This window comes from Sphingomonas oryzagri, assembly GCF_029906645.1.
GTDB classification, from domain to species: Bacteria; Pseudomonadota; Alphaproteobacteria; order Sphingomonadales; family Sphingomonadaceae; genus Solisphingomonas; species Solisphingomonas oryzagri.
The window spans coordinates 361,911-387,693 of sequence record NZ_JARYGZ010000002.1; the positions used below are offsets into that span (position 1 = coordinate 361,911).

The following is a 25,783-nucleotide window of genomic DNA, read 5'->3' on the forward strand; positions in this document are numbered from 1 at the left end:
TTTGAAACTGAGAGCGACAGCCGTTACCGAAATGTGTCGGCCTCTTGGCCCATGCTGCGCTGCACCGTCAACCCGTCGCGGTCATTTCAGCGGCGAACCGTTCGACTCCTGCGACATCAAGCTCGACCACCCAGGAATCGGCGTCAAACCGGCGTCTGCGCTCGATATAGGCATTAACCTGCTGGTAATCCTCAATATCTTGTGGTCCTACCGGCTGCCATCGGTACGTTCCCGTAACATCGAGAACCCGCTCCAAGAATCCCTTGTGGGCGCCGCGATCGGACAGGACGAGCAGGATCGCGCCCGATTCTCCCTCCCCTTTGGCCAGCACCATACCCGTTCCGCCTTGCCCCTCGATCCGCCGGATCAGGCCGGAAACCTCGATCCGCGAGGCCAGGCGGGGGGTCATCCACGGTATCCGGGCAGCGAGGAGAGCGGGATGTGCGAGCGCATGAAGGTGCCCGTTCCCCGCGCGACCTCCTCGCCCTCGGCGTCGATCAGCCGCGAATCCGCGACCAGTACGCGGCGTCTACCCGAGACCCAGCGCCCCTCCGCGATCAGCGGCCCGACCTTGACCGGCCGAGTCAACAGCAGGTTGAACGCGGTGGTGAGCAGGAAGCGATCGCTGACCAGCGTATTCGCCGCGTAGAAGGCGGCATCGTCCAGCATCTTGAAATAGATCGTGCCATGCGCCGCACCGGCGGCGTGGAAGACGCGCTCGTCGACTTCGAAATGGATGCGCGCGAGCCCGGATTCGATCACCTCCAGCCGCGAGGCGAACAGGCGATTGATCGGTGCGGCCGCATAGAGCGACTGAAGCGCATCGAAATGTGCGCGTTCCCCCGCCGACGGCGCGTCGGTCACGCCGCGTCGCGCGTTTCGTCGCCGGCGAACAAGGCGTAGAGCGCATCCGCCGATCCCGCGCCGCGCAGCTTGGCGACGAACGCCCGATCGCGGAGCCGCCGGCTGACGCGGGCCAGTGCCTTCAGATGATCGACCCCGGCATCGGGCGGCGACAGCAGCAGGAAGACGAGATCGACCGGCAGCCCGTCGATCGCGGCGAATTCGATCGGCTGGGCCAGCTTGGCGAACAGGCCGACCACATGGGTCAGCCCGTCGATCTTGCCGTGGGGAATGGCGACTCCGCCGCCGAACCCGGTCGATCCCAGCCGTTCGCGTTCCCCGAGCCGATCGCCGATGTGGCGCGCGTCGAGATCCGTCTGTCGCGCGGCAAGGCCGGCCAGCGTCTGGAACAGCGCCTTCTTGGAAGGCGCTGCCAGATCGTGGAACACGGCGTCATGCGCGAGGATGTTGCTGAAATCGTCCATTCGGCGGCGGATAACGCGCGTCAGCCCGCCCGGTTCGGCTCAACCCAGCCGATCGTGCCGTCACCCCGTCGATAGACCATGTTGAAGGCACCCGTGCCGGTGTTGCGGAACAGTAGCGCGCCGGTGTTGCGCAGATCGAGCATCATCACCGCGTCGGACACGGTAGCGTCGGGCACGTCAACCCGCGTCTCGGCGATGATCAGCGGCGCGTCGGCGACTTCCGTCTCCTCGTTGCCGCCATCGAACACCGTGTAGCCGGCATTGTTGGCATCGATCCCGCCATCGATATCGATGACCTGGCCGTTGCCGTTCTTGTCCTTGAGCCGCTTCATATAGCGTCGCAGCTGCTTTTCGATCTTGTTCGCGGCATCGTCGAAGGCGGGGTGCGCCTCCTGCCCCGTGCCGTGCGCCTTGAGCACCACGCCCTGCATCACGTGGGCGACGATATCGCATTTGAAACTGTCGTGCGGGGCCTTGCCGAAGGTGGCGTGGGCCGAGAGCGCTCGCGAGAAATATTTGTCCGCGATGGCGCCCAGCCGATCCGAGACATGCTCCTGAAGAGCCTCGCCGGTGTCGACCTGATGGCCGGAAACGCGGATGTCCATGTCTCGTTCTCCTTCTTGTTCTGCGGGAGCGCGGGCTAGGCCTGCCCCCCCGACACGTCAACCGCCGGGGCCAACGCGGCCCAGACGGGATTCACCAACGTCGCGACGAACGCCTGGTGCCGTTCCAATTCTTCCGGACTGGCACAATGCGGACGCGGCGGACGGATCGCGCGGGAGACGGGAACCGCCGCGATATCCGCGACGATCGTCTCGGTGACGGTAATGGCGGCCGAGTCGGCGAGGCCGAGGCCGATCTGGCGGCCGCCCGTCAGCTCGACATAGAGCTGGGCGAGCAGTTGCGCATCGAGCAGCGCGCCGTGCTTCACGCGGTGGCTGCGATCGATGCCGTAGCGCGTGCAGAGCGCGTCGAGGCTGTGCTTGGCACCCGGATGACGGGTCCGCGCGATGGCGAGCGTGTCGACCATCCGCGCCATATCGACGATCGGCCTGCCGCACCGCTCCAGCTCGGCATTGAGGAAGCCGAAATCGAAAGCGGCATTGTGCGCCACCAGAGGCGAATCGCCGATGAATTCCAGCAGGTCCTCGACCGATTCGTGGAAGCGCGGCTTGTCCGACAGGAAGGTGATCGACAGGCCGTGGACCCGCTCGGCCTCCATCGGCATGTCGCGATCGGGATGGAAATAAGCGTGATAACTGCGTCCCGTCTCAACCCGGTTGACGATCTCGATACAGCCGATCTCGACCAGCCGGTCTCCGTTCGAGGGACTCAGGCCGGTGGTTTCGGTGTCGAAGACGATTTCGCGCATGAGCGACAATATCGGATTCCTCGCGCGCGGAGGCAAGCGAGGAGAGTCATCACTTGCGCACGCGTTTCCGCCCGGCTCGTGCCGGTATCGATGACGAAATCGGCGCGGCGCCGTTTCTCCCGATCGGGCACCTGCAGCTTCAGGATCTGGGCTAGCCGCGCCTGCGTCATGCCCGGCCGCGCGAGCACGCGGCGGCGCTGCATCCAGGCGGGGGCGGAAACGACGATGGTCGCGTCCATCCGCCGCTCGCCGCCTTTCTCGAACAGCAAGGGCACGTCGTCCACGACCAGCGGCTTCGCGCGATGGCGCCGTACGAAATCGCGGCGCATCGCAAAAACGGCGGGATGGACGATCGCCTCCAGCCGGCGCAGCGCCTCGCGATTGCCGAACACCGCCTTGCCGAGCGCCACGCGATCGACGCCGCGCGGGCCGGTGGTGCCGGGAAAGGCCGCCTCGATATCCGGCAAAAGGCGCCCGCCCGGCCCCTGCAGCCGGTGCACGGCGGCATCGGCATCGAAGACGGGCACGCCGGCGCGGCGCATCATCGCGGCGACGGTGGACTTGCCCATGCCGATCGAGCCGGTGAGGCCGAGCAGGATCATGCGGTGAGCTTCGCCCGCAGCTCAGGATCGCGGTCGCGTGGCGGCTCGGCGCCGAAGAAGAGGCGGAAGGCGACCGCCGCCTGGCCGACCAGCATCTCCAGCCCGTCCACCGTGCGCAGGCCTTCGTCACGCGCCCGCCGAAGAAACGGCGTGTCGAGCGGCGCGGTGACGATATCGTAGGCGACGCTCCCCGGCGGCGCGTGGCTGAAATCGAAGACAAGCGGCGGTTGACCCGCCATACCGAGCGAGGTGGCGTTGACGATCAGATCGAGGCAGCCCGCCCGATCATCAAAGGCGAAATCGGTGGGCGTCGCGAAATGATCGAGCGGGGCGACGTGATGCTCGCCCTCCGCCAGCTCGGCGAGCAGGGTCTCGGCCTTGCCGATGTCGCGCCCTGCCAGCACCAGCACGAAACCCTCCCCCGCCAGTGCGGAGACGATCGCGCGCGCTGCGCCCCCGGTGCCGAGCACGCGCGCCATGCGGAACAGATGCTGGCGACCGAGAAACGGTCGCAGCGGCTCCAGAAACCCCGCCGCATCGGTGTTGTGGCCGGTCAGCGTGGCATCGGCTTCGCGAACGATCGTGTTCACCGCGCCGATCCTCTCCGCCGAGGGATCGAGCCGATCGATCAGCGGGATGACGGCCTGCTTGTGCGGCATGGTGACGTTACACCCGCGCCAGTCCGGATCGGCACGCCGCGCGGCGATGTAATCGGCGAGACCGTCCGCCTTCACATGCGCATGGCGGTAATCGCCGGGCAGACCCAGCGCCTCCAGCCAGAAGCGATGGATGATCGGCGACTTGGACTGCGCGATCGGATCGCCGATCACCTCCGCATAAATGGTCACGCCGGCATCTCGCCGATATCGCGCAGCCAGCCGAGCAGCGGCATCAGCGGCATGCCGAGAATCGTGAACTGGCTGCCCTCCAGCTTCCCGAAGAGCTGCACGCCCGGCCCCTCGATCCGAAAGCAGCCGACGCAACCGGAAATCGCCGGCCATTCGGCATCGAGATAGCTTTCCAGAAACGCATCCGAGAAATCGCGGACCTGCAGCTTCGCGACATCGACATGCCGCCATACCGGCACGCCATCACGTGCGCCGACCACCGCGCTCACCAACCGGTGCGACCCGCCTCGCATCATGCGCAGCTGCTCGGCCGCCCGCTCGCGGGTATCCGGCTTGTCGAGCATTCGGCCGTCGGCCAGCGCCATCACCGAATCGCTGCCGATCACCGTCCGCCCCGGCATCCGCCGCGACACCGCCACCGCCTTCAGCTCGGCGAGCGCGTCGGCCAGGCCCCGCGCCTCGATCCCTTCGGCCTTCAGCGCCTCCTTGGCGGCATCCTCGTCCACCTGCGGACGCACCACCTCGAACGGCACGGCGGCCGCCTCCAGCATCGCCCGACGCGACGCGCTTCCCGACGCCAATACGATCATGTGAAGGTCCTCATACCTTGGCCGGCATCTTGTCGCGCCGTTCGGTGACGAGGTTGATGATCGCCGCCGCCGTCTCCTCGATCGATCGGCGAGTGACATCGATCGTCGGCCAGCCATGATCCGAGAACATGCGACGCGCATAGGCCAGTTCTCGGGTCACGCGATCCTGATCGACATAGGCGGTCTCGGTCTTCTCATTGAGCGACAGCAAGCGGTTGCGGCGGATCTGGATCAGCCGGTCGGCACTGGTGGTGAGGCCGACCACCAACGGCTTCTGCAGCGTGAACAGATTGGCCGGCGGCGGGCTTTCGACCACCAGCGGGATGTTCGCCACGCGATAGCCGCGATTGGCGAGATAGATGGAGGTCGGCGTCTTGGACGAGCGCGAGACGCCGGCGAGCACGATGTCCGCCTCCTCCCATTCGTGGGAGTCGATGCCGTCGTCATGCGCGATCGTGTAATGGATCGCCTCGACCCGATCGAAATAAGCGGCGTCCAATGCGTGCTGCCCGCCCGGCCGGCTGATCGTCTCCTTGCCGAGCAGGCGCGACAGCGCGTCGATCACCGGATCAAGCGCGGAGACGGCGTGCAACCCCATCGCGTGACATCGCGATTCCAGCCGTCGTCGCACCGTCGAGTTGACGAGCGTGTAGATGACGAGGCCGGGCTTGGCGGAAATCTCGTCCAGCACGCGATCGAGATGGCCTTCGGAGCGCACCATCGGCCAGAAATGCTTGACCGCCTCGACACCCTCGAACTGGGCGAGGCCGGCCTTGGCGACATTCTCCAGCGTCTCGCCGGTGGAATCCGAGAGAAGGTGGAGGTGGAGGCGCGTCATATCCTCTGGCTTGGTCCGTTGCCGCCCGTCCTTGGGCCGAAAGCTGTGGATAAGCATGGGTGAGGCCTCGCGACAAGCCGAGGGACATCGCCATGCCAGTGATTCGCTACCGCTGTGTGGCGGTAATCCTATCGATTCGCCCACAAGAGGGCCGAGATTCCCCCAGCCTGTGGATAAGAGGGAGGAATCGAATCGACTCGTGCTGACTCCACGAGTCGCCGATTCAGAGCGTCTGTTGGCAATCGTGGGTGTTGCGAATAAACCCCGCGACCAAGCCGCCCTACTGACTCTCAACCACCTATGAATCTAAATAAGGAATGATATGGGGTCCGAGACTGATCGCCCTCTTCTCGCCGTCCTGAAAGGCGAGCGACGCGATCCCCCGCCCGTCTGGCTCATGCGCCAGGCCGGGCGCTACCTGCCCGAATATCGCGCGCTTCGGGCCACCAAGGGCGGATTCCTCGAGCTGTGCTACGATCCGGAGGCTGCCGCCGAGGTAACGCTCCAACCGATCCGCCGTTTCGGCTTCGACGGTGCGATCCTGTTTTCCGACATCCTAGTCATTCCCCATGCGCTGGGTCAGGATCTCAGCTTCACCGCCGGCGAAGGCCCCCGCCTCTCCCCTCCCCTCAAGGATATGCCGCTGGAGCGCCTGCAGAGGGCCACAGAGCGCCTCCAGCCCATCTACGAGACCGTGAGGCGGGTCGCGGCCGCTCTGCCGCCTGAGACCACCTTCCTGGGCTTCGCGGGGTCGCCGTGGACGGTCGCCACCTACATGGTCGCCGGTGAGGGCTCGAAGGATCAGGCGGAGACGCGCAAGCTCGCCTATCTGGAGCCGGAACGCTTCGGTGCGATCATCGATGCGATCGCGACGCTGACGGTCGAGTATCTGGCGGGCCAGATCGCGGCCGGCGTCCACGCCGTCCAGCTGTTCGACAGCTGGGCGGGCACGCTCTCGCCCGAACAGTTCGCGCGCTGGGTGATCGAACCCAATGCCCGAATCCTCCGCGAACTGCGCGCGCGTTGTCCGGGCACGCCGATCATCGGTTTTCCGAAGGGTGCCGGCGGCAAGCTCGCAGCCTATGCCGAGGGGACCGGGGTCGACGCGATCGGGATCGATGAAACGGTCGATCCGCGCTGGGCGAATGCGGTATTGCCCGAAGGACTGCCGGTGCAGGGCAATCTCGATCCGCTGGCGCTGCTGGCGGGTGGCGAGACCCTGGAGCGCGCGGTGAAGGGCATCCGCGCGGCTTTCGCGGGGCGGCCGCATGTGTTCAACCTCGGCCATGGCATCACGCCCGAGGTTCCGGTGGCGCATGTCGAACAGCTTCTGGAATGGGTGAAGGCACGATGACGAGCATGATCGGCTGGCTGGGCGGGGCCTATCCCTGGGTGAAGGCGGCCCACCTCATCTTCGTGATCTTCTGGATCGCGGGCCTGTTCATGCTGCCGCGCTTCACGATCTACCAGTGCGAGACGGTGCCGGGGTCGGCCGAGGACAGGGCCTGGGTCGATCGGATCGCCCGGTTGCGCCGGATCATCATCACCCCCTCGATGGTCCTGGTCTGGATCTTCGGCCTGTGCCTCGCATTCGACATCGGCGCGTTCGGGCAGGGCCAGGGCTGGTTCCACATGAAGCTCGCGCTCGTCCTCGCGCTGTCTGGCTATCATGGCTGGGCGATCGGCGCGGCGAAGAAAGTCGCGGACGGCCATCGCCCGGCCAGCACCCGTTCGCTTCGCATCATGAACGAGATACCCGGCATCGCGACGATCCTGATTGTCATCCTGGTGATCGTGAAGCCGTTCTGATCTGGGCCGGTGATGCCGAACGGCGCTCGCGTCTCAGCCACTCGCACCAGACGTGAAGCGCCATGAACGGCATTGCCAATCGCAAGAGGCTTGCCGGGAGAGCGGCGCCGATGACGGCGATCAGCGCGACGAGCAGTGCGAGATGGACCAGCGCCAACGGCAACACAGCGAGCCGGCGATCCCGGGCGAGGCTGGCGATCAGCCATGACGGCATGTGCAGGCCGACATAGGCGGTCCAGAGGCTCATCGCCGGCAGCAGCACGGTGACGACGCCGAGGCCGGTGAACCGGAGGCCGGTTTCGAGCATGGGTTTCCTAATCCGCGAAACGGGCATAAGCCCGCCGCCGATGCGCTACCCCGGCGCATCCCTAGAAGCAGGAGGTTGCCAATGGCTAAATGGCTCGACGAGACGATCGCCGTATCCCCGCAGATCAGCGTGGCGGAGATCGACGAGGCCAAGGCCAACGGCATCCGTATGATCGTCAACAACCGTCCCGACGGCGAGCAGCCAGGCCAGCCGACGGCGGCCGAGATCGGCGCTGCGGCCGAGGCGGCTGGCCTCGGCTATGTCCATATCCCGGTCGATCATTCGGGCTTCTCGATGGATCAGGTCGACGCAATGACGGCGGCGCTGGCCGAGCCGGGCCCGGTGCTCGCTTTCTGCCGATCGGGCACGCGATCGACCTTCCTCTGGTCGCTGGCGCGCGGCGCGGCGGGTGACGAGCCGTCCGAGATCGCGGCGAAGGCGGCCAATGCCGGCTACGACGTTTCGCCGCTGATGGGCATGATCGAAAGCCTGCGCCCGAAGGGCTGACCACCCCATAATGACGGTGCAGTACGGGTCGGACCCGCAGGGGTCCGCAAGCGCGAACGCGCGCCCGGACCGCGAACGCAGCTCGCGGGAGGGATAGCCAAGCGATGCGGACGCATCGCGCCGGCGCCCGAGGCCCAAACAAAAAAAGAGGCCGGCAGGTTGCCCCGCCGGCCCAGGCTCTTCGCAGGAGGAAGCTCTTAGTAGTGGTAGGCCCGCTCGCCGTGCTCGGCGATGTCGAGGCCCTCATGCTCGACCTCGGGGGTGACACGCATGCCCCACGTCTTGTCGATGATGAGGAAGAGGATGGCCGAACCGATGCCCGACCAGAGCAGCGTGATGCCGACGCCCTGCGCCTGGATCCACAGCTGGCCCAGCATGTCGTAGCTGCCCGCGATCAGCGTGCCCGGCTTGGTGGCGTAGTCGGCGGTGCCCTGCCCGCCGAGGGCCGGATCGACCAGGATGCCGGTCATCAGCGCGCCGAAGATGCCGCCGATGCAGTGCACGCCGAACACGTCCAGCGAGTCGTCGTAGCCGAACTTGTTCTTCACCGTGGTGACGAAGAAGAAGCAGATCGGCGAGACGAGCAGGCCGAGGATCACCGAACCCATGGTGCCGGCGAAGCCGCAGGCCGGGGTGACGGCGACGAGGCCGGCGACCACGCCCGAGGCGGCACCCAGCAGCGAGGGCTTGCCCTTCACCGCCTGCTCGACGAGCAGCCAGGAGAGACCCGCCGCCGCGGTGGCGACCATCGTGTTCATGAAGGCGACCGAGACGACGCCGGCCGCTTCCAGGTTGGAACCGGCGTTGAAGCCGAACCAGCCCACCCACAGCAGCGAGGCGCCGATCATGGTCATGGTCAGCGAGTGCGGCGGCATCGGCTCGGTGCCGTAGCCGATGCGCTTGCCGAGCAGGATGCACATCACGAGGCCGGCGATACCGGCGTTGATGTGCACGACCGTGCCGCCGGCGAAGTCCAGCGCGCCCTTGGCGTTCAGGAAGCCGGCATGGCTGGTGACCTCGTCGAGCGCGGCCTGGCCCTTGAGCGCGGCGGCGGCGACAGCGTCAGGGCCGTCCCAGCACCACACCATGTGCGCGATCGGGAAGTAGATGAAGGTCGCCCACAGCGCCACGAACAGCATCAGCGGCGAGAACTTCACGCGCTCCGCCACCGATCCGAAGAACAGCGCCGGGGTGATCATCGCGAAGGTCATCTGGAAGAGGACGAACACCATCTCGGGGATGTAGACACCGTTCGAGAAGGTGGCGGCCTGCGAGTTCATGTCGACGCCCTTCAGGAACGCCTTGCTGAACCCGCCGAAGAAGGGGTTGCCGGCCGTGAAGGCCTCCGAATAGCCCCACGTCACCCAGATCACGCCGATCATGCAGACGCACATCAGCACCTGGGTCAGCATCGACAGCATGTTCTTGGTGCGGACTAGGCCGCCGTAGAACAAGGCGAGGCCCGGAACGGCCATCATCAGAACCAGCAGGGTGGAGACCATCATCCAGGCGGTATCGCCCTTGTTGACGGTCGCCGCCGGAATCGGGGAGGTCGGAGCGGCAGCCGCCGCCTGCGCGAGCGCGGGATGGGTGAGCAGCGCGGCAGTGCCGACAGCCCCCAGCCCGGCCAATATCCTGGTCGATAGCTTCATGGTTCCCCCTTCCCTCAGAGCGCGGTTTCGTCGATTTCGCCGGTGCGGATGCGGACCGCCTGCGCGAGATCGAGAACGAAGATCTTGCCGTCGCCGATCGCGCCGGTGTTGGCCGCCTGCTGGATCGCCTCCACGACGCGCGACGCCAGATCGGAGCCGCACGCGACCTCGATCTTGATCTTCGGCACCATGTTCGTGGAATATTCCGCACCGCGGTAGATTTCGGTCTGCCCCTTCTGCCGGCCGAAGCCCTTGACCTCGGTCACGGTCATCCCCGCGACGCCGATGCCCGAGAGCGCCTCACGCACTTCGTCCAGCTTGAATGGCTTGATGATGGCTATGATCAGTTTCATGCCGCCTCCCTGCTCTTGCCCGGAAATCTCTTCCGCAAGAGCCGTGCCAAGTAACGAAAGCGCCTTATTCCGCGGCGCAACATGGCGAAGGGACGATTCAGCCTCGAAACGATCGCCCGACTCTTGGGCAGATCACATCATGTGCTGATTTTTTAGGCAGCCTCTTGCCGGAACCTGGGCGCGCGGATAAAGTTTGCGCCGCATGGGCGTGCAGTCTGATCGCCGGCTCGGCCTCGTTCAATCCGCGCTGGTGCTTGGCGCGGCCTTTCTCGTGCTGGGCTGGCTCTATCTGCTGCTGTGGGGCGTGAACGAGCCTTTGCGCGCACGGCGCTAGTTCAACCCCGCCAGTTTTTCAGAACTTCGAGGAAGGCGTCGCCATAGGCCTCGCGCTTGGCCTCGCCGACGCCCGTCACCTGCGCCAGCCCGGTGAGAGTCGTCGGATGCAGGCCCGCCATCTCGCGCAGCGTCGAATCGTGGAAGATCACATAGGGCGGCACACCGCGATCCTTGGCGATTTCGCGGCGCTTGGCGCGCAGCGCCTCGAACAGCGGATCGTGCGGATACTCCTCCTGCGCCGCGCGCTTCCGCCTCCGCTCGCGCTTCGGCTGGACGACGAGGCCGACCGATTCCTCGCCCTTGAGGATCGATCGCGCCGAAGGGCCGAAAGAAAGACCGCCATAATCGTCGGCCCGCAAGGCATCGCGCGCGATCAGCACGCGTGCCACCGGGCGGACCAGCTTCAGCTCCTCCTCGTCGGCGATGCCGAAAACCGAGAGGCGATTGTGGCCGTTCGAGATCACCTTGTCGGTATCGCGCCCCGCCAGCACGTCGACGAGATGGCCGACGCCGAAGCGCATCTCGGTGCGGAAGGCGGCGGAGAGCAGCTTCTGCGCCACCGTCGTCACGTCCACCGTGGCGGGCGGCGACAGGCAATTGTCGCAATTGCCGCAGCGTTCGGGCGGGTGCTCGCCGAAATGGCGGAGCAGGATGGCGCGGCGGCACTCGCTCGTCTCGACCAGTTGGGCGAGCGCATTGAGCCGCGCCCGCTCGCCCGCCACCCGCGTATCGTCCACCTCGCCGAGCCGCTTTCTCGCCCGCGCGAAATCCTCCGCGCCCCAGAAGAGCTGAGCCACCGCCGGTTCGCCGTCGCGGCCGGCGCGGCCGGTCTCCTGATAATAAGCCTCGATCGATTTGGGCAGGCCGGCATGGGCGACGAACCGGACGTCAGGCTTGTCGATGCCCATGCCGAAGGCGATGGTCGCCACCATCACCATGTCCTCGGATGCCACGAAGTCGCGCTGGTTCTTGGCGCGCACCGCGGGGTCGAGGCCGGCATGATAGGCGCGGGTCGGGCGCCCCGCTTCCGCGATCTGTGCGGCCAGCCGCTCTGTCGCGTCGCGGGTGGGTGCGTACACGATCCCCGCTCCCTCCTGCTCGGCGATGAAGGCCTTGAGTTGCTGGGCCAGGCCGTCGCGTGGCGAGATACGATACTGGATGTTCGGCCGGTCGAAGCCGGCGACGATCAACCCGTCTTGCGGCAATCCGAGCTGCTGGAGGATGTCCGCGCGGGTATGCTCGTCGGCGGTCGCGGTGAGCGCGAGGCGCGGAACCTCCGGAAAGGCATCGAGCAGCGGGCGGAGAAGGCGGTAATCGGGGCGGAAATCGTGGCCCCATTCGCTGACGCAATGCGCCTCGTCGATCGCGAAGAGAGATAGCTCGGTCAGCCGCAGCAGATCGCGGAAGCCAGGGTTCGACGCGCGCTCGGGCGCGACGTAGAGCAGATCCAGCTCGCCCTCGCGGAAGCGGCGCATCGTCTCGTCGCGGTCGCTGTCCGCTGACGTGAGCGTCGCGGCATGGATACCGAACGCCTCGGCCGAGCGGACCTGATCGTGCATCAGCGCGATCAGCGGCGAGATCACCACCGCCGTACCGCGCCGGGCCAGCGCCGGCAGCTGGTAGCAGAGCGACTTGCCGGCACCCGTCGGCATCACCGCCAGCGTTCCCTCGCCCGCCATCACCCGCGCGACCACCCGCTCCTGCACGCCGCGGAAGGCCGGGAAGCCGAAGGTGGTCTTCAGGATGTCGAGGGGATCGGCGAGCATCCCTAGCCGGTTAGCGTGCGGTACCGATGCCGTCACCCCGCCAAGTGGGACTTCGACCATGCCAAGCGAAGCTGCACTGGCGGACGTCCGGACGCGGCCCTAGGTTCGCCGTCATGATCAAGTCGCTTGCGTATCCACTCTTCGCCCTGGCTTTGCTGGCCAGCCCTGCCACCGCCGCCCCGCAGGCGCCGCACGTCTCGGTTGCGGGGGTGAACGACCTGCCCCAGCCCCTGCCCTTCCCTTATGACGAGCAGGCCGATGCGCAGGCCGTCGTCGCCAAGGCAAAGGCGCAGGCGAAGCGCGAGCACAAGCGCCTGCTGATCGATCTCGGCGGCAACTGGTGCCTCGATTGCCGCGTGCTTGCCGGCATCATGGAGTTGCCCGAACTGCACACCTTTCTGAACAGGCATTTCGTGATCGTCAGCGTGAATATCGGCCGCTTCGACACCAACGGCGCGATCGCCGCGCATTACGGCATCACCAGGCGGCTGGACGGCGTGCCGGCAATCCTGGCGGTCGATCCTGTGCATGATCGCCTGCTCAACCGCGACAAGCTCTTCGCGCTGTCCGACGCGCGCCACATGACTCCGCAGGGGCTGTCCGACTGGTTGGCCCAGTGGGCGGCCTGAGGCCCCCCTCCACGTACCACCGATCCCGTTCGCGCGGCGGCCTTGCCACAGGCCGCCGCGCTTCTTATGTCCGTTCGGCGTAAGCGCCGCGCGCTTGCTTGACTTGCGAAAAGTCGCGGCCTAACCGCCGATTCAAGGCTTACCCATCCGGGCCGGCCTCCATTCCCGACATCGACGTATCCCGTCCCCACCTCGTCGCGAATCCCAGTCCCAGGACCGTCATGCACCTCAAAGACCTCAAGAAGACCGCCCCCGCCGACCTCGTTTCCATGGCCGAGGAGCTCGGCGTCGAGGGTGCGTCGACGCTGCGCAAGCAGGACCTGATGTTCGCCATCCTGAAGGAGCAGGCGGAACAGGGCGATCAGATCATGGGCGAGGGCACGATCGAGGTGCTGCCCGACGGCTTCGGCTTTCTGCGCAGTCCGCAGGCCAATTATCTCGCCGGCCCGGACGACATCTACGTCTCGCCCAACCAGGTCCGGAAGTTCGGCCTGCGTACCGGCGACACCGTGGACGGCGAGATCCGCGCGCCCAAGGACGGCGAGCGTTACTTCGCGCTGACCAAGCTCAATTCGATCAATTTCGACGATCCCGACGTCGTCCGCCACCGCGTCAATTTCGACAATCTCACCCCGCTCTATCCCGAGCAGAAGCTGACGCTCGATCCGGGCGATCCGACCCAGAAGGACAAGTCGGCGCGCGTCATCGACATCGTTTCGCCGCAGGGCAAGGGCCAGCGTACCTTGATCGTCGCCCCGCCGCGCGTCGGCAAGACGGTGATGCTGCAGAACATCGCCAAGGCGATCACCGACAACCATCCCGAAGTCTTCCTGATCGTGCTGCTGATCGACGAGCGGCCGGAAGAAGTCACCGACATGCAGCGTTCGGTGCGCGGCGAGGTGATCTCGTCCACCTTCGACGAGCCGGCCACGCGCCACGTCCAGGTCGCCGAAATGGTGATCGAGAAGGCCAAGCGCCTCGTCGAGCACAAGAAGGACGTCGTGATCCTGCTTGATTCGATCACGCGCCTCGGCCGCGCCTACAACACCGTCGTCCCGTCCTCGGGCAAGGTGCTGACCGGCGGTGTCGACGCCAACGCCCTGCAGCGCCCCAAGCGCTTCTTCGGTGCCGCGCGCAACATCGAGGAAGGCGGCTCGCTCTCGATCATCGCCACCGCGCTGATCGACACCGGCAGCCGCATGGACGAGGTGATCTTCGAAGAGTTCAAGGGCACCGGCAACTCGGAAATCGTGCTCGACCGCAAGGTGGCCGACAAGCGCATCTTCCCGGCGATGGACGTCGGCAAGTCCGGCACTCGCAAGGAGGAACTGCTGGTCGAGAAGGACAAGCTGTCCAAGATGTGGGTGTTGCGTCGCATCCTCATGCAGATGGGCACCACCGACGCGATGGAATTCCTGCTCGACAAGATGAAGGATTCCAAGACCAACGAGGACTTCTTCGCCTCGATGAACCAGTAAGGCCGCGGCTTGCCGGCCTTCGACTTCGGCGAGATCCTGACCGGCCCCGGCCTTGCCGCGCTGGTTCAGGTGCTGACGATCGACCTCGTCCTCGCGGGCGACAATGCGATCGTGGTGGGTGCGCTGGCGGCGGGATTGCCGCCGCGCGACCGGCGGCGTGTCATCCTCGTCGGTATCATTGCGGCGCTGGTGCTGCGTATCGCTTTCGCGCTGGTCGCCACCGCCCTCATCGAAATTACCGGGCTTCTGCTTGCGGGCGGGCTGCTGCTGCTGTGGGTCGCCTGGAAATTCTGGCGCGAGATCCGGTCGGGCGGTGACGAGATCGGCGAGGCGGAAGCGGCGGCGGAGTCCGCGCCCGGCAGCTTCCTCCGCGCGGCGATCGCCGTGGCTGTGGCCGACGTCTCGATGAGCCTCGACAATGTGCTCGGCGTCGTCGGTGCGGCGGCCGAGCACCCGGCAGTGCTGGTGATCGGGCTGGTGCTGTCGGTGGCGCTGATGGGGCTGGCCGCAAACCTGATCGCGCGGATCATCGGGCGCCATCGCTGGATCGCCTATGTCGGCCTGGCGGTGATCCTCTACGTTGCGCTGCACATGATCTGGCGCGGCAGCGCGGAACTGGCGCCGCTGCTCGGCAGCGGCTAGGCCCGCGCCCCGAACAAGGCAGTGCCGACGCGGACCTCGGTCGATCCGAGCAGCACAGCCGTCTCGTAATCCCCCGACATCCCCATGCTGAGACGCGCGAGGCCATGGTCCTTCGCCAGCTTGGCGAGCAGCGCGAAATAGGGCGCGGGTTCGACGTCGGCGGGCGGCACCGCCATCAACCCGACGATCGGCAGGCCGGCCTCGCGCGCCTCTGCAAGCAGGGCGGGCAGCTCGGCGATCGCGACGCCGCCTTTCTGCTCCTCCTCGCCAATATTGACCTGCACGAAGCAATCGGGCCGCTTGCCTGACGCGCCCATCGCCTTGCCGAGCGCCTGCACCAGCGACGAGCGATCGACCGAGTGGATCGCATCGAACAGCGCGACCGCCTCGACCGCCTTGTTCGACTGGAGCTGGCCGACGAGGTGGAGGACGACATCCGGATGGCGTGTCCGCAGCGCCGGCCATTTGCCCTGCGCTTCCTGCACGCGATTCTCGCCGAACACGCGCTGCCCGGCGGCGAGCAGCGGCTCGATCCCCTCGGCGGGGACCGTCTTGGAGATGGCGATCAGCGTCACCGCCTCGGCGGGCCCGCCGGCGATCTTCGCGGTGTGGGCGATCGTATCGCGGACGGCGGCGAGGCGTTCGCGCGGCGGTGCTTCGGTTCCGGGCATGGCGCGCCTATAGAGAGGGCGATGCCGCCTCGCCAAGCCCGTCTTCCTAACCTGCTGCTGATGACGGACGAGCGGATCGGCGATGCGCTGTGGATCGCGCTGGAGCGGTTGCCGCGCGGCGCGGGCATCGTATTCCGCCATTATGGGGTGCCGCCGGGCGAACGGCGCGCGCTCTACGAGCAGGTGCGTGCCGTGGCACGTCGTCGTCGCCTCGTATTGATTCTTGCATCATCGCCCGAGCAAGCGGCCGCCTGGAAAGCGGATGGCGTTCATGGCCGCTCGCCGCGCCGCGGGGCGCGTCCGCTGATTCGCTCCGCACCGGCTCATGACGGCATGGAATTGCGCGCCGCGCGCCATGCCGATCTCCGGTTCGTGTCGCCGGTCTTTGCCACGCGGTCCCATCCCGGCGCGCGCACGCTGGGGCCGATTCGGCTCGGGCTGATGCTGGGCCGCGAGCGAGACGGCATCGTCGCGCTCGGCGGCATGAATCACCGCCGTGCTCAGGCTTTGAGAAATCTCGGAATCACGCGTTGGGCCGCGATCGACGGCCTGATCAGAACTTGAAGGCGGTGCCGATATAGACGGCCTGGCTGTCGCGCCGGTCGTCGGAAAGCTGCACCAGCCGGTCCTTCTCGACGCGGTAGCGGACGCCACCGGTCACGTCGAAATGGTTGGTGATCGAATAGGAGCCACCGAAGTCGACCGCGACGCCCTGCTCGCCACCGATCAGGCGCGTGGTGTCGCCGGTGCTGCGGTCGGCGGCCAGCGCCAGGCGGGTGCTCCAGCGCCTGCCGCCATAGCTGAGCGCGACATCGGCCGATTCGTGGCTGCCCGGCACGACGCCGAGATCGACCTTACTGTAGTCGCTGGTGACGGCGAAGCGCTTCCAGCCCACCGCGACGCCCAGATTGTAGGCGTAAGGCGTGAAGCCGGCATAGGTGTTGGTCGTGCTGGTCGCGCCCGGAGCCGACGTACCCGCCCGCGCGCGCACCGCGACGGTCACGCGGCGGCTCGCGCCGGGGCCGAGCGACGGCGTGAAACGGAAGCCGGACGAAGGAAGGCCACCCCGGCCGAAGGTCGATCCGAATCGCGGATCGGCGGCGGCCGGCGTGAACGAGCCGATCGAGCCGGACACGTTGGCGCCAGCCTTGGGCGCACGCTTCTTCTGGAGGGCAGCCGACGCGGTGCCGGGCACGAGCAACAGCGCGAGGCTCGCCATCGCGATCCCCCCGCTCAACCTGCTCATGATTCGACTCGTACGCATCTGGTCTGACAAACTCCCCTGCAATCCGGCGCCTAGCATGGCACAAACGCGGATGTCACCGCTTTGGATCGCCGCTCCGTCCGGAATTGGATGCCCTGTTGCACGCGGTCCACAGACTCGCGCGCCCGGACGTGTCCGCAGCGCTTGCCCAAGCCCGCTCAGCCTCTATAGATGCGGGCTTCCACGCGCGTCCGAAGGCACCTTGATGATGCAGTTTCCCGCCCGCACCCTGCGCCCGATCGCCGGCGCTTTGACCGCCGCTTTGCTGCTCGCCGGGTGCGCGCATCACGACAAGAACAAGGCCAAGGCGCTCAGCGCCGATCTGGCCGCGTCCAAGATCACCCAGATCGGCGTGAACGCCTATCTGTGGCGTGCCGCGCTCGACACCGTGTCGTTCATGCCGCTCGCCCAGGTGGATTCGAACGGCGGCGTAATCGTCACCGACTGGTACGCCAACCCGCAGACGCCGGGCGAGCGGATGAAGCTCACCGTATCGATCCTCGATCAGGATCTGCGCGCCGACGCCGTGCGCGTCGCCGCTTCGCGCGAGGTCAACCAGGGCGGCAACTGGGTCGATGCCCCGGTCGCCGCGCAGACGGTGCAGAAGCTGGAGGACATCATCCTGCAGCGCGCCCGTGACCTGCGCCGCGGCGCCATTTCGGGCTGACGCCCCACAGGAAAGTTATGGAAAAGCGCTTCAACCCGCTCGCCGCCGACGGCCGCTGGCAACAGGCGTGGGACGAGGCGCAGGCCTTCCGCGCCGACGATTCCTCGCCCAAGCCCAAATGCTACGTGCTGGAGATGTTCCCCTATCCGTCGGGGCGCATCCACATGGGCCACGTCCGCAATTACACGATGGGCGACGTGCTCGCCCGCTACAAGCGGATGACCGGGCATGAGGTACTCCACCCGATGGGGTGGGACGCCTTCGGCATGCCGGCCGAGAATGCCGCGATGGAGAAGAAGGTCCATCCCGGCGACTGGACCCGCGCCAACATCGCCGCGATGAAGGCGCAGTTGAAGCGGCTGGGCTTCGCGCTCGACTGGTCGCGCGAACTCGCCACCTGCGAGCCGGATTATTACGGCCACGAGCAGGCGCTGTTCCTGAAGATGCTGGAAGCCGGCCTCGTCTACCGCAAGGAGAGCGAGGTCAATTGGGATCCGGTCGACATGACCGTGCTCGCCAACGAGCAGGTGATCGACGGGCGCGGCTGGCGCTCGGGCGCCTTGGTCGAGCGGCGCAAGCTGGCCCAGTGGTTCCTCAAGATCACCGACTTCGCCGAGGATCTCCTCGACGGGCTCGACGGCCTGCCCGACTGGCCCGAGAAGGTGAAGCTGATGCAGGCCAACTGGATCGGGCGATCCAGGGGGCTGCGCTTCGGCTTCAGGCTGGATCAGGCTGCCGGCGGGCATGACGGGATCGAGGTCTACTCCACCCGCCCCGACACCATCTTCGGCGCGAGCTTCGTGGCGATCGCGGCGGATCATCCGCTGGCGCTGGCGCTGGCCGAGCAGGACCCGGCGCTCGCCGCTTTCGCCGACGAGTGCCGCCGCACCGGCACCGCGGCCGAGGAGATCGAGACCGCCGAGAAGAAGGGCTACGACACCGGCCTCAACGCCGTGCATCCTTTCGATCCGGAGTGGAAGCTGCCGGTCTTCGTCGCGAACTTCGTGCTGATGGGCTACGGCACCGGCGCGGTGATGGGTGTGCCCGCGCACGACCAGCGCGACCTAGATTTCGCGCGCAAATATATGCTGCCGGTGCCGCGCGTGGTGGCCGCCGAGGGTGAGGCCGACAAGCCGATCCACGACGAGGCCTATACCGGCCCCGGCAGGCTGGTGAATTCGCGTTTCCTCGACAGCATGAGTGTCGATGAGGCCAAGGCTGCCGTGATCGCCAAGGCGGAGGAAGGCGGCTGGGGCCAGGGCACCACCGTGTTCCGCCTGCGCGACTGGGGCGTTAGCCGTCAGCGTTACTGGGGCACGCCGATCCCGGTGATCCATTGCGGCACCTGCGGCATCGTGCCGGTGCCCGCCGACCAGCTGCCGGTGGTGCTGCCCGAGGACGTCAGCTTCGACGTGCCCGGCAACCCGCTCGATCGACACCCGACATGGCGCGATGTTAGCTGCCCGACCTGCGGCGCGGCGGCGAAGCGTGAGACCGATACGCTCGATACCTTCGCGGATTCGAGCTGGTATTTCGTCCGCTTCGCCAGCCAGCCCGAGGACAAGCCGTTCGACAAGGCCATTGCCGAGCAATGGCTGCCGGTCGGCCAGTATATCGGCGGCATCGAGCATGCGATCCTGCACCTGCTCTACGCGCGCTTCTGGACGCGCGCGCTCAAGCATCTGGGCCTGCTGGACTTCGCCGAGCCGTTCGGCGGCCTGTTCACGCAGGGCATGGTGACGCACGAAACCTATTCCTTCGTGTCTCACGAGGAACAGGGCGACCGGGTCAACTGGGTCGGCACCGATGAGATCGAGAAGCGCGACGGCGGCCTGTTCATCGCCGGCACGGACCAGCCGGTGACGGTCGGCCGCGTCGAGAAGATGTCCAAGTCCAAGAAGAACACGGTCGATCCCACCGCGATCATCGATCAATACGGGGCGGACGCGGCGCGCTGGTTCATGCTGTCCGACAGCCCGCCCGAGCGCGACCTCGAATGGTCGGAAGCCGGGATCGAGGGCGCGTGGCGCTTCGTCCAGCGCGTATGGCGCCTCGCCGCCGATCGCGAGCCGGCCGAGGGGCAGGACAAGGAGCTCGACCGCAAGCTGCACAAGGCTATCGCCGGCATCGCCGAGGATATCGAGGCACTCGGCTTCAACAAGGCGGTTGCCAAGCTGTATGAGCTGGCCAACGCGCTGGAGAAGGCCAAGCCGTCCGCCAGCCGCACCGCGGCGATCGACACGCTGCTGTTGCTGGTCGCGCCGATGATCCCGCATCTCGCCGAGGAAGCGTGGGCGGCTCGTGGCCATGACGGCCTGATCGCGTTGGCAGATTGGCCGAAGGTCGATCCGGCGCTGCTGGTGGATGAGGAGGTGACCATCGCCATCCAGGTCAACGGCAAGCTGCGCGACACCCTCACCGCCCCCAAGGGCGCCGACAAGGCGTCGCTGGAAGCGATGGCGCTGGGTTCGGAAAAGATCATCGCCTTCCTCGAGGGCAAGGAGCCGAAGAAGGTGATCGTCGTTCCCGATCGACTGGTGAATCTGGTCGCATGAAGCGTTTCGCCCGCCTCCTCCCCCTTCTCGCGCTGGCGCTGCCGCTCGCCGGTTGCGGCCTGCACCCGCTCTATGAGGGCGGCATGCACGGCGCCGTCGCCGAGAAGCTGTCGGGGATCGAGGTCGGCGCGATCAGCGGCCAGTCGGGCTGGCTGATGCGCAATGCGCTCAACGATCGGCTGGGCGCGACCGGGCATAGCGAGACGCCGCGCTACAAGCTGGTGGTCGATCTCAGCGATCAGATCAGCGGTCTGGGCATCAACCAGCAGGGTACCGTGACCCGCGAGCGGCGTGTCCTGCGCGCCCGCTTCCGTCTGGTCACCAATGATGCGGCCGGCACGACCCTGCTCGATGCGAGCGCCGGATCGGACGCGGGTATCGATGCCGTCAGCTCCGATTACGCCACCGTCGCCGCCGAGCAGACCGCGCTCGAGAATCTGGTGGACGATGTGGCGGATCAGATCGTGGCCCGCGTCGCGGTATTCGCGCGGCACAACAAGGACCGGTGATGGCCAAGGACGCGGCCATCCGCGCCGCGCTCGACAAGGCCGATCCGTCGATCCGCTGCTATCTGCTTTACGGCCCCGACGAATCAGCATCGCGCGCGCTCGCGCAGCGGCTGGCCACGGCTATGGGGCCGGATGCCGAGCGGATCGATCTCGAACCGTCCCAGATCACCGCCGATCCGGCGCTGCTGACCGATGAGGCCGCCTCGATCTCGATGTTCGGCGGGGCGCGGCACATTCGTGTCGAGGGCGCCAGCGATGCCTGCCTGGGGGCCGTGGAGGCTCTGCTGGAGGCACCCGCGGCGGGGAACCCGGTGGTGCTGATCGGCGGCGCGCTACGCAAGGATTCGAAGCTGGTGAAGCTGGTCTCCGGCCATGCGACGGGCATGGCCCATGCCAGCTGGCAGCCCGATGCGGGCGATATCGATCAGGTGGCGATGGAACTCGGCCGCGCGCAGGGGCTGCGTATCGGGCGCGAGCTGGCACGGCGCCTTTCCGCGTCGTCGGGCGGCGATCGCGCGGTGCTGGCATCGGAGATCGAGAAACTCGCGCTCTACGCCGATGCCTCGCCCGATCAGCCGCGCGAGGCCGATCATGCGATGCTCGATGCGATCGGCGCCGATATGGGGGAAGCCGATCTCACCCGCTTCACCGACGCCGTGCTGCGCGGGGACGAGGCGGTTCTCGATGCCGAGATCACGCGACTGGTACAGGAAGGGCGCGAAGGCGTTGGGCTGGTGCGCGCATTGCTGCCGCAGCTCGTCCAGCTCGCCGCGATCCGCACCGAGATCGATCGCGGCGCCTCTCCGTCGCAGGCGGTGGACAAGGCCGGTCGCGCGATCTTCTGGAAGCAGAAGGACAAGATGGCCGGCTACGCGATGCGCTGGCCCTCCACGCGCATCGCCCGCGCGATCGAGCGCATATCGGAGGCTGGCCGCGAGATCATGCGCGCATCCGGCCCCGGCCCGATCGCGGTGGATGCCGAGCTGTTCACCATCGCCCGGCAGGCCGGGCGCAGCCGGCGCTAGATCTTTTCGCCGCTCAGCCGCTGGCAGATCATGTCGAGCTGATCGAGGCTCGAATAAGAGAGCGTGACGGTACCGCCCTCCCCGGTATGCGCGATCTTCACCGCAAGGCCGAGCATGTCGCCCAATTGCCGCTCAAGCGCCGCGATATCCGCATCGGGCGCCGGCTTCTGCTTGGCGGCGCGCTGGCCGCGCGGTCCCTTCTCCGTACGCGCCAAGCGTTCGGTATCGCGGACGGACAGGCCGCGCTTGATCACTTCGGCGGCGAGCTTCTCCGGATCTTCGGCGGTGATCAACGCGCGGGCGTGGCCCATGCTGAGTGCGCCGGTTGCGACTTCCTGGCGAACTTTCGCCGGAAGATCGAGCAATCTCAACAGGTTAGTCACGTGACTGCGCGACTTGTGGACGAGTTTGCCGAGCGCTTCCTGGGTATGGCCGAAATCGGAGACGAGGCGCTGATAGGCCTCCGCCTCTTCGATCGCATTGAGATCGGCGCGCTGGATATTCTCGATGATCGCGATCTCGAGCGTCTCGGTGTCGTTGAGATCGCGGATCAGCGCCGGCACTTCATGCAGGCGTGCGCGCTGGGCCGCGCGCCAGCGACGTTCGCCGGCGACGATCTGGTATCCACCGCCTATCCTGCGCACGACGATCGGCTGGAGAACGCCGCGCTCGGCGATCGATTGGGCCAGCTCGTCGAGCTTCTCTTCGTCGAAATGGCGGCGCGGCTGATCGGGGTGCGGACGAATATCCGCGACCGCGATCAGGCGGACACCTTCGGTCAGCGTTTCGCCGGCCTCGATCGGCTGCTCGCGTTCGACTTCGCCGAGCAGCGCGGACAGTCCGCGGCCCAGTCCGGATGGGCGACGGCTGGCGCTCATGCCGCGACCCGTTCGCGCAGCGGCAGCCGCGCCATCAGCTCGCGGGCGAGTGCGATATAGGCTTCGGATCCCGAGCAGCGGTGATCGTAGATCAGCGCCGGTACGCCATGGCTCGGTGCCTCGGACAGCCGCACGTTGCGCGGGATGCTCGTCTCGAACACCAGCTTGCCGAGCGCGGCACGGACGTCCGCCGCGACCTGTTCGGAGAGGCGATTGCGACGATCGTACATGGTCAGCGCGACACCGAGAATCTGGAGGCCGGGATTGAAGCGGGCGCGTATGCGCTCGATCGTCTGGAGCAGCTGGCTCAGACCCTCCAGCGCGAAGAACTCGCACTGCAGCGGCACGAGCAGCGAATTGGCCGTACTCATGGCGTTGACGGTGAGCAGGCCGAGCGACGGCGGACAGTCGATCAGCACGACATCCCACCGTCCTTCCGGTACTTCCGACAAGGCGATGTCGAGGCGATGGGCACGACGTTCGATATCGACCAGCTCGATTTCCGCACCCGACAGATCGACAGTGGACGCGATCAGATCGAGCCGCGGAACACGCGTCGCGATCGCGGCATCGATCACGTCGCAATTGCCGACGAGCAGATCATAGCTAGACCGCTTGCGCTGCGATCGATCGATACCCAGCCCGGTGGAGGCGTTGCCCTGCGGATCGAGATCGATCACCAGCACCTTCCATCCGGTCGCGGCCAATGCCGTTCCGATATTGATCGTCGTCGTCGTCTTTCCGACGCCGCCTTTCTGGTTGGCAACCGCGATACGAATCATCGAGCCCGTCTCCGTCGAACGCCCTCGGCGATGACGATGGCCGCTTCGGCATCCGTCACGCTCGGAACGAGGCGGAAATCACCCTGCCACGTCCGGCGCGCCACTTCCAGTTCTGATGCGGCTCCCCTGCCCTTAGGAAGCACCCAGCGCGTATTTTCGTCGCTCAAATGCTGCGCCATGGCGAACAGCGCGTCGAGGTTCGCGACCGCGCGCGCGGTGATCGTCCTGACGGGCGCAAGTTCGACGCGTTCGACTTTCGATGCGTGGACGCGGACATGGCCCAATCCCAGCTCGGTGGCCGCATCATGAAGAAAGGCCGCTCGTTTTGCGCGGGGTTCGACGAGGTGAACAGGGGACGTGTTGATGCAGGCGAGCACGAGACCGGGGAAGCCACCGCCCGATCCGATATCGAGTAGAGACCGCTCCAGCGCGAAAGACGCGAGCTGAAGCGAATCCACGATATGTCGCTGGTCGAACGACTCGATCGTCGATGCCGAGATCAGGTTTTGCCGGGCGCTTTCGGCAAGGACGAGTCCTTTCAGTCGCTCGATCAACACGGATGTTTCACGTGGAACATCATCGAGCGTCATGCAGCGACTCGCGCGGCAACGAGCAGGGCCGTAAGCGCAGCCGGCGTTATCCCCTGTATGCGGCTCGCCTGATCGATCGAGTCAGGGCGCGCCTTGGATAGCCGCTCGATCATCTCGCTCGATAGTCCGGGTACAGCGGCATAGTCGAACGTGGCGGGAAGCGGGGCACCGCCGCGCCGCAGCCGGGCGACCTCATTAGCCTGACGCTCGACATAGGGGCGATAATGTTCGTTCGTCGCAATCTCGTCGAGGATGGACGAAGGGATGGCCGCCGCGTCCTTGGCGACACCGAAGTCGCCGTTCCACTTTCGCTTTGTGACGAGCGAATCGAGGATGGCGGATGCGCGATGGCGTGCATCCATACGCATGCGAAGCGACCGTTCTTTCTCCACCCCGACCACACCGGCGGCCAATGCTGCATCGGCGAGACGCGCCTCGGCATTGTCGGCACGGAGGTGAAGACGATGCTCGGCACGCGCGGTCAGCATTCGATACGGCTCCGTCACGCCCTGCAACGTCAGATCGTCGATCATCACCCCGATATAGCTCGAAGCGCGATCGAAAATGGGTGCCGGCCGATCCAGCACGGTGGCGGCAGCGGCGAGTCCCGCGACCAACCCCTGTGCGGCGGCCTCCTCATATCCGGTGGTCCCGTTCACCTGGCCGGCAAAATAGAGTCCGGGCAGACACCGTGTTTCCAGCATGGTGGAAAGCACGCGGGGATCGATATGGTCATACTCCACCGCATAGCCGGGCACCGCTATCTCGGCTCGCTCGAGGCCAGGGATGGAGCAGATAAACCGCTGCTGTGTTTCGGTCGAAAGCGAGGTCGAAATCCCGTTGGGATAGATGAGCGGACCACCGATCGTCTCGGGCTCCAAGAAGATCTGGTGTCCGTCACGATCGCCAAAGCGCTTCACCTTGTCCTCGATCGACGGGCAATAGCGAGGGCCCCTGCCCTCGATTTCCCCGCTGAACAGAGGCGATTCGTGGAAGCCGTCGCGGATGATGGCATGAGTCGCGTCGGTTGTTCGGGTGATGCCGCAGAACAATTGTGGCTGGCGTGCGCCCGACGAATCCGGCGACATCCGCCAGTTCTCGCCATCCGATGGCTGGCGGGCGATCCGTGACCAATCGATGGTGCGTCCGTCGATCCGGGGGGGCGTTCCAGTTTTCAAGCGAGCGATCGGCAGGCCGAGATCACGCAACTGCACGGCTAGGCGATGCGCACCCGGCTCCCCAACCCGCCCGCCATCGAAGCGCTCGAGGCCGCGAAACAACTTCCCGCCGAGGAAGGTGCCCGATGCAAGCACCACCGCTGGCGCGTCGAGTATTTGGCCGTCCCGGAGCCCGATCCCGGTGATGCGGTTCGACCGGAGGCGCAGCTCCACGGCCTCACCTTCGATCATTGTCAGGTGGGGAAGGCGCGCAAGCCGGGCTTGGATTGATCGACGGAAGAGCGTTCGGTCCGCCTGTACGCGCGGCCCGTGTACGGCGGCACCCTTGCTGGCGTTCAGCATCCGATAGTGGATGGCAGCGTCATCGGCCGCCGCCGCTATCAATCCGTCGAAGACATCGACTTCGCGAACCAGATGGCCCTTGCCGACGCCACCAATTGCGGGATTGCACGACAGCGATCCTGTCGCGGCGACATCGAGCGCTACAAGCGCCACTCGTGCGCCCATACGTGCGGCCGCCGCCGCCGCTTCGCATCCGGCATGGCCTCCGCCTACGACGATGACATCAAATTTTCGATCCATCACGCCCGTCATGTTTCACGTGGAA

At 66.5% G+C, this 25,783-nt stretch carries 31 protein-coding genes; 12 read left to right on the forward strand and 19 right to left on the reverse strand.

Annotated features, from left to right (window positions below; translation table 11 throughout):
• Positions 1-67: 67 nt before the first annotated feature.
• Genes QGN17_RS15820 through QGN17_RS15860 form a run of 9 tightly spaced genes read right to left on the reverse strand, consistent with a single transcriptional unit; the run spans position 68 to position 5,578 of the window.
• Entirely contained in the window at positions 68-409 is a 342-nt protein-coding gene (locus QGN17_RS15820; RefSeq protein ID WP_281045562.1) for a DUF1491 family protein, read from the reverse strand.
• Positions 406-864 (reverse strand): PaaI family thioesterase, encoded by a 459-nt coding sequence (locus tag QGN17_RS15825; protein WP_281045563.1) that lies wholly within the window; start codon positions 862-864, stop codon positions 406-408. The genes QGN17_RS15820 and QGN17_RS15825 overlap by 4 nt, the downstream gene beginning before the upstream one ends.
• A complete protein-coding gene (locus QGN17_RS15830; RefSeq protein ID WP_281045564.1) occupies positions 861-1,328 on the reverse strand; it encodes a PTS sugar transporter subunit IIA in 468 nt (155 codons plus the stop codon). Before QGN17_RS15830 ends, QGN17_RS15825 begins: the two co-directional genes overlap by 4 nt.
• Before the next feature lie 20 nt (positions 1,329-1,348).
• The gene (gene hpf, locus QGN17_RS15835; RefSeq protein ID WP_281045565.1) at positions 1,349-1,933 is read right to left on the reverse strand and encodes a ribosome hibernation-promoting factor, HPF/YfiA family; all 585 of its coding nucleotides are present in this window, start codon (positions 1,931-1,933) and stop codon (positions 1,349-1,351) included.
• Positions 1,934-1,968: 35 nt separating this feature from the next.
• On the reverse strand, positions 1,969-2,700 hold the full coding sequence (dnaQ, locus tag QGN17_RS15840; RefSeq protein ID WP_281045566.1) for a DNA polymerase III subunit epsilon: 732 nt from the start codon (positions 2,698-2,700) through the stop codon (positions 1,969-1,971).
• Positions 2,661-3,302, reverse strand: coding sequence for a dephospho-CoA kinase (coaE, locus tag QGN17_RS15845; RefSeq protein WP_281045567.1), 642 nt, complete (start codon positions 3,300-3,302; stop codon positions 2,661-2,663). The genes dnaQ and coaE overlap by 40 nt, the downstream gene beginning before the upstream one ends.
• Positions 3,299-4,150 (reverse strand): shikimate dehydrogenase, encoded by an 852-nt coding sequence (gene aroE, locus QGN17_RS15850; protein WP_281045568.1) that lies wholly within the window; start codon positions 4,148-4,150, stop codon positions 3,299-3,301. The genes coaE and aroE overlap by 4 nt, the downstream gene beginning before the upstream one ends.
• Entirely contained in the window at positions 4,147-4,740 is a 594-nt protein-coding gene (locus QGN17_RS15855) for a Maf family protein (RefSeq protein WP_281045569.1), read from the reverse strand. The genes aroE and QGN17_RS15855 overlap by 4 nt, the downstream gene beginning before the upstream one ends.
• Before the next feature lie 10 nt (positions 4,741-4,750).
• The gene (locus QGN17_RS15860) at positions 4,751-5,578 is read right to left on the reverse strand and encodes a pyruvate, water dikinase regulatory protein (RefSeq protein WP_281045570.1); all 828 of its coding nucleotides are present in this window, start codon (positions 5,576-5,578) and stop codon (positions 4,751-4,753) included.
• A gap of 322 nt (positions 5,579-5,900) precedes the next feature.
• On the opposite strand from QGN17_RS15860, the gene hemE reads away from it, so the two are divergent.
• Positions 5,901-6,932: a uroporphyrinogen decarboxylase gene (gene hemE / locus QGN17_RS15865; protein WP_281045571.1), complete on the forward strand. Its 1,032-nt coding sequence runs from the start codon at positions 5,901-5,903 to the stop codon at positions 6,930-6,932.
• Positions 6,929-7,387 (forward strand): CopD family protein, encoded by a 459-nt coding sequence (locus QGN17_RS15870; RefSeq protein ID WP_281045572.1) that lies wholly within the window; start codon positions 6,929-6,931, stop codon positions 7,385-7,387. Before hemE ends, QGN17_RS15870 begins: the two co-directional genes overlap by 4 nt.
• On the opposite strand, the gene QGN17_RS15875 is transcribed toward QGN17_RS15870, so the two are convergent.
• On the reverse strand, positions 7,359-7,694 hold the full coding sequence (locus QGN17_RS15875) for a hypothetical protein (protein WP_281045573.1): 336 nt from the start codon (positions 7,692-7,694) through the stop codon (positions 7,359-7,361). The genes QGN17_RS15870 and QGN17_RS15875 overlap by 29 nt on opposite strands.
• Before the next feature lie 81 nt (positions 7,695-7,775).
• On the opposite strand from QGN17_RS15875, the gene QGN17_RS15880 reads away from it, so the two are divergent.
• On the forward strand, positions 7,776-8,201 hold the full coding sequence (locus tag QGN17_RS15880) for a TIGR01244 family sulfur transferase (protein WP_281045574.1): 426 nt from the start codon (positions 7,776-7,778) through the stop codon (positions 8,199-8,201).
• Between the two features lie 197 nt (positions 8,202-8,398).
• Here QGN17_RS15880 and QGN17_RS15885 read toward each other — a convergent pair whose 3' ends face one another.
• Together QGN17_RS15885 and QGN17_RS15890 are read right to left on the reverse strand one after the other, a co-directional pair.
• Entirely contained in the window at positions 8,399-9,853 is a 1,455-nt protein-coding gene (locus QGN17_RS15885; protein WP_281045575.1) for an ammonium transporter, read from the reverse strand.
• 14 nt (positions 9,854-9,867) lie between these two features.
• Entirely contained in the window at positions 9,868-10,206 is a 339-nt protein-coding gene (locus QGN17_RS15890; protein WP_022688693.1) for a P-II family nitrogen regulator, read from the reverse strand.
• 202 nt (positions 10,207-10,408) lie between these two features.
• Here QGN17_RS15890 and QGN17_RS15895 point away from each other — a divergent pair, with 202 nt between their 5' ends.
• On the forward strand, positions 10,409-10,540 hold the full coding sequence (locus tag QGN17_RS15895; RefSeq protein ID WP_281045576.1) for a hypothetical protein: 132 nt from the start codon (positions 10,409-10,411) through the stop codon (positions 10,538-10,540).
• A 1-nt stretch (position 10,541) separates the two neighbouring features.
• On the opposite strand, the gene recQ is transcribed toward QGN17_RS15895, so the two are convergent.
• Positions 10,542-12,308 (reverse strand): DNA helicase RecQ, encoded by a 1,767-nt coding sequence (gene recQ / locus QGN17_RS15900; protein ID WP_281045772.1) that lies wholly within the window; start codon positions 12,306-12,308, stop codon positions 10,542-10,544.
• Positions 12,309-12,421: 113 nt separating this feature from the next.
• Between recQ and QGN17_RS15905 the strand changes: the two genes are divergently transcribed.
• From QGN17_RS15905 to QGN17_RS15915, 3 genes are all read left to right on the forward strand, one after another.
• Positions 12,422-12,937 (forward strand): thioredoxin family protein, encoded by a 516-nt coding sequence (locus QGN17_RS15905; protein ID WP_281045577.1) that lies wholly within the window; start codon positions 12,422-12,424, stop codon positions 12,935-12,937.
• A gap of 221 nt (positions 12,938-13,158) precedes the next feature.
• Positions 13,159-14,415 carry a transcription termination factor Rho gene (gene rho, locus QGN17_RS15910; protein ID WP_281045578.1) on the forward strand — a complete coding sequence of 419 codons (1,257 nt, stop codon included), beginning with the start codon at positions 13,159-13,161 and terminating at the stop codon, positions 14,413-14,415.
• Between the two features lie 9 nt (positions 14,416-14,424).
• The gene (locus tag QGN17_RS15915) at positions 14,425-15,057 is read left to right on the forward strand and encodes a YjbE family putative metal transport protein (protein ID WP_281045579.1); all 633 of its coding nucleotides are present in this window, start codon (positions 14,425-14,427) and stop codon (positions 15,055-15,057) included.
• Here the strand turns inward: QGN17_RS15915 and QGN17_RS15920 are convergent.
• Positions 15,054-15,728, reverse strand: a complete 675-nt coding sequence (locus QGN17_RS15920) for a YggS family pyridoxal phosphate-dependent enzyme (protein ID WP_281045580.1) — start codon at positions 15,726-15,728, stop codon at positions 15,054-15,056. The genes QGN17_RS15915 and QGN17_RS15920 overlap by 4 nt on opposite strands.
• A 60-nt stretch (positions 15,729-15,788) precedes the next feature.
• Between QGN17_RS15920 and QGN17_RS15925 the strand changes: the two genes are divergently transcribed.
• Positions 15,789-16,292 carry a thiamine phosphate synthase gene (locus QGN17_RS15925; RefSeq protein WP_281045581.1) on the forward strand — a complete coding sequence of 168 codons (504 nt, stop codon included), beginning with the start codon at positions 15,789-15,791 and terminating at the stop codon, positions 16,290-16,292.
• Here the strand turns inward: QGN17_RS15925 and QGN17_RS15930 are convergent.
• Positions 16,282-16,974 (reverse strand): hypothetical protein, encoded by a 693-nt coding sequence (locus QGN17_RS15930; protein WP_281045582.1) that lies wholly within the window; start codon positions 16,972-16,974, stop codon positions 16,282-16,284. The two genes, QGN17_RS15925 and QGN17_RS15930, sit on opposite strands and share 11 nt — an antisense overlap.
• Before the next feature lie 223 nt (positions 16,975-17,197).
• Here QGN17_RS15930 and QGN17_RS15935 point away from each other — a divergent pair, with 223 nt between their 5' ends.
• From QGN17_RS15935 to holA, 4 genes are read left to right on the forward strand one after another with little or no spacing between them, the layout of a single operon-like run.
• Positions 17,198-17,659, forward strand: a complete 462-nt coding sequence (locus tag QGN17_RS15935) for a DUF3576 domain-containing protein (protein WP_281045583.1) — start codon at positions 17,198-17,200, stop codon at positions 17,657-17,659.
• A 17-nt stretch (positions 17,660-17,676) separates the two neighbouring features.
• The gene (gene leuS, locus QGN17_RS15940; protein WP_281045584.1) at positions 17,677-20,214 is read left to right on the forward strand and encodes a leucine--tRNA ligase; all 2,538 of its coding nucleotides are present in this window, start codon (positions 17,677-17,679) and stop codon (positions 20,212-20,214) included.
• Positions 20,211-20,723, forward strand: a complete 513-nt coding sequence (lptE, locus tag QGN17_RS15945; protein ID WP_281045585.1) for an LPS assembly lipoprotein LptE — start codon at positions 20,211-20,213, stop codon at positions 20,721-20,723. The genes leuS and lptE overlap by 4 nt, the downstream gene beginning before the upstream one ends.
• Complete coding sequence (gene holA, locus QGN17_RS15950; protein ID WP_281045586.1) at positions 20,723-21,748, forward strand: DNA polymerase III subunit delta; 1,026 nt, start codon at positions 20,723-20,725, stop codon at positions 21,746-21,748. The genes lptE and holA overlap by 1 nt, the downstream gene beginning before the upstream one ends.
• On the opposite strand, the gene QGN17_RS15955 is transcribed toward holA, so the two are convergent.
• The 4 genes from QGN17_RS15955 to mnmG are packed head-to-tail and all read right to left on the reverse strand — an operon-like array spanning position 21,745 to position 25,758.
• Positions 21,745-22,626, reverse strand: a complete 882-nt coding sequence (locus QGN17_RS15955; protein ID WP_281045587.1) for a ParB/RepB/Spo0J family partition protein — start codon at positions 22,624-22,626, stop codon at positions 21,745-21,747. The two genes, holA and QGN17_RS15955, sit on opposite strands and share 4 nt — an antisense overlap.
• Complete coding sequence (locus tag QGN17_RS15960; protein ID WP_281045588.1) at positions 22,623-23,408, reverse strand: ParA family protein; 786 nt, start codon at positions 23,406-23,408, stop codon at positions 22,623-22,625. Before QGN17_RS15960 ends, QGN17_RS15955 begins: the two co-directional genes overlap by 4 nt.
• Positions 23,405-23,998, reverse strand: coding sequence for a 16S rRNA (guanine(527)-N(7))-methyltransferase RsmG (gene rsmG / locus QGN17_RS15965; RefSeq protein ID WP_281045589.1), 594 nt, complete (start codon positions 23,996-23,998; stop codon positions 23,405-23,407). Before rsmG ends, QGN17_RS15960 begins: the two co-directional genes overlap by 4 nt.
• Positions 23,995-25,758, reverse strand: a complete 1,764-nt coding sequence (gene mnmG / locus QGN17_RS15970; protein ID WP_281045773.1) for a tRNA uridine-5-carboxymethylaminomethyl(34) synthesis enzyme MnmG — start codon at positions 25,756-25,758, stop codon at positions 23,995-23,997. Before mnmG ends, rsmG begins: the two co-directional genes overlap by 4 nt.
• Positions 25,759-25,783: the final 25 nt, after the last annotated feature.

Excerpts from the sequence above, each read along its gene's own strand:
- QGN17_RS15830 (WP_281045564.1), bottom strand. The coding sequence starts at position 1,328 with ATGGACGATTTCAGCAACATCCTCGCGCATGACGCCGTGTTCCACGAT.
- QGN17_RS15955 (WP_281045587.1), bottom strand. The coding sequence starts at position 22,626 with ATGAGCGCCAGCCGTCGCCCATCCGGACTGGGCCGCGGACTGTCCGCG.
- QGN17_RS15885 (WP_281045575.1), bottom strand. The coding sequence starts at position 9,853 with ATGAAGCTATCGACCAGGATATTGGCCGGGCTGGGGGCTGTCGGCACT.
- QGN17_RS15870 (WP_281045572.1), top strand. The coding sequence starts at position 6,929 with ATGACGAGCATGATCGGCTGGCTGGGCGGGGCCTATCCCTGGGTGAAG.
- hpf (WP_281045565.1), bottom strand. The coding sequence starts at position 1,933 with ATGGACATCCGCGTTTCCGGCCATCAGGTCGACACCGGCGAGGCTCTT.
- QGN17_RS15880 (WP_281045574.1), top strand. The coding sequence starts at position 7,776 with ATGGCTAAATGGCTCGACGAGACGATCGCCGTATCCCCGCAGATCAGC.
- leuS (WP_281045584.1), top strand. The coding sequence starts at position 17,677 with ATGGAAAAGCGCTTCAACCCGCTCGCCGCCGACGGCCGCTGGCAACAG.
- coaE (WP_281045567.1), bottom strand. The coding sequence starts at position 3,302 with ATGATCCTGCTCGGCCTCACCGGCTCGATCGGCATGGGCAAGTCCACC.
- recQ (WP_281045772.1), bottom strand. The coding sequence starts at position 12,308 with ATGCTCGCCGATCCCCTCGACATCCTGAAGACCACCTTCGGCTTCCCG.
- dnaQ (WP_281045566.1), bottom strand. The coding sequence starts at position 2,700 with ATGCGCGAAATCGTCTTCGACACCGAAACCACCGGCCTGAGTCCCTCG.
- rho (WP_281045578.1), top strand. The coding sequence starts at position 13,159 with ATGCACCTCAAAGACCTCAAGAAGACCGCCCCCGCCGACCTCGTTTCC.
- holA (WP_281045586.1), top strand. The coding sequence starts at position 20,723 with ATGGCCAAGGACGCGGCCATCCGCGCCGCGCTCGACAAGGCCGATCCG.
- QGN17_RS15930 (WP_281045582.1), bottom strand. The coding sequence starts at position 16,974 with ATGAGCAGGTTGAGCGGGGGGATCGCGATGGCGAGCCTCGCGCTGTTG.
- QGN17_RS15855 (WP_281045569.1), bottom strand. The coding sequence starts at position 4,740 with ATGATCGTATTGGCGTCGGGAAGCGCGTCGCGTCGGGCGATGCTGGAG.
- mnmG (WP_281045773.1), bottom strand. The coding sequence starts at position 25,758 with ATGGATCGAAAATTTGATGTCATCGTCGTAGGCGGAGGCCATGCCGGA.
- QGN17_RS15925 (WP_281045581.1), top strand. The coding sequence starts at position 15,789 with ATGACGGACGAGCGGATCGGCGATGCGCTGTGGATCGCGCTGGAGCGG.
- hemE (WP_281045571.1), top strand. The coding sequence starts at position 5,901 with ATGGGGTCCGAGACTGATCGCCCTCTTCTCGCCGTCCTGAAAGGCGAG.
- QGN17_RS15960 (WP_281045588.1), bottom strand. The coding sequence starts at position 23,408 with ATGATTCGTATCGCGGTTGCCAACCAGAAAGGCGGCGTCGGAAAGACG.
- QGN17_RS15875 (WP_281045573.1), bottom strand. The coding sequence starts at position 7,694 with ATGCTCGAAACCGGCCTCCGGTTCACCGGCCTCGGCGTCGTCACCGTG.
- QGN17_RS15905 (WP_281045577.1), top strand. The coding sequence starts at position 12,422 with ATGATCAAGTCGCTTGCGTATCCACTCTTCGCCCTGGCTTTGCTGGCC.
- QGN17_RS15820 (WP_281045562.1), bottom strand. The coding sequence starts at position 409 with ATGACCCCCCGCCTGGCCTCGCGGATCGAGGTTTCCGGCCTGATCCGG.
- rsmG (WP_281045589.1), bottom strand. The coding sequence starts at position 23,998 with ATGACGCTCGATGATGTTCCACGTGAAACATCCGTGTTGATCGAGCGA.
- QGN17_RS15860 (WP_281045570.1), bottom strand. The coding sequence starts at position 5,578 with ATGACGCGCCTCCACCTCCACCTTCTCTCGGATTCCACCGGCGAGACG.
- lptE (WP_281045585.1), top strand. The coding sequence starts at position 20,211 with ATGAAGCGTTTCGCCCGCCTCCTCCCCCTTCTCGCGCTGGCGCTGCCG.
- QGN17_RS15935 (WP_281045583.1), top strand. The coding sequence starts at position 17,198 with ATGATGCAGTTTCCCGCCCGCACCCTGCGCCCGATCGCCGGCGCTTTG.
- QGN17_RS15890 (WP_022688693.1), bottom strand. The coding sequence starts at position 10,206 with ATGAAACTGATCATAGCCATCATCAAGCCATTCAAGCTGGACGAAGTG.
- QGN17_RS15895 (WP_281045576.1), top strand. The coding sequence starts at position 10,409 with ATGGGCGTGCAGTCTGATCGCCGGCTCGGCCTCGTTCAATCCGCGCTG.
- QGN17_RS15920 (WP_281045580.1), bottom strand. The coding sequence starts at position 15,728 with ATGCCCGGAACCGAAGCACCGCCGCGCGAACGCCTCGCCGCCGTCCGC.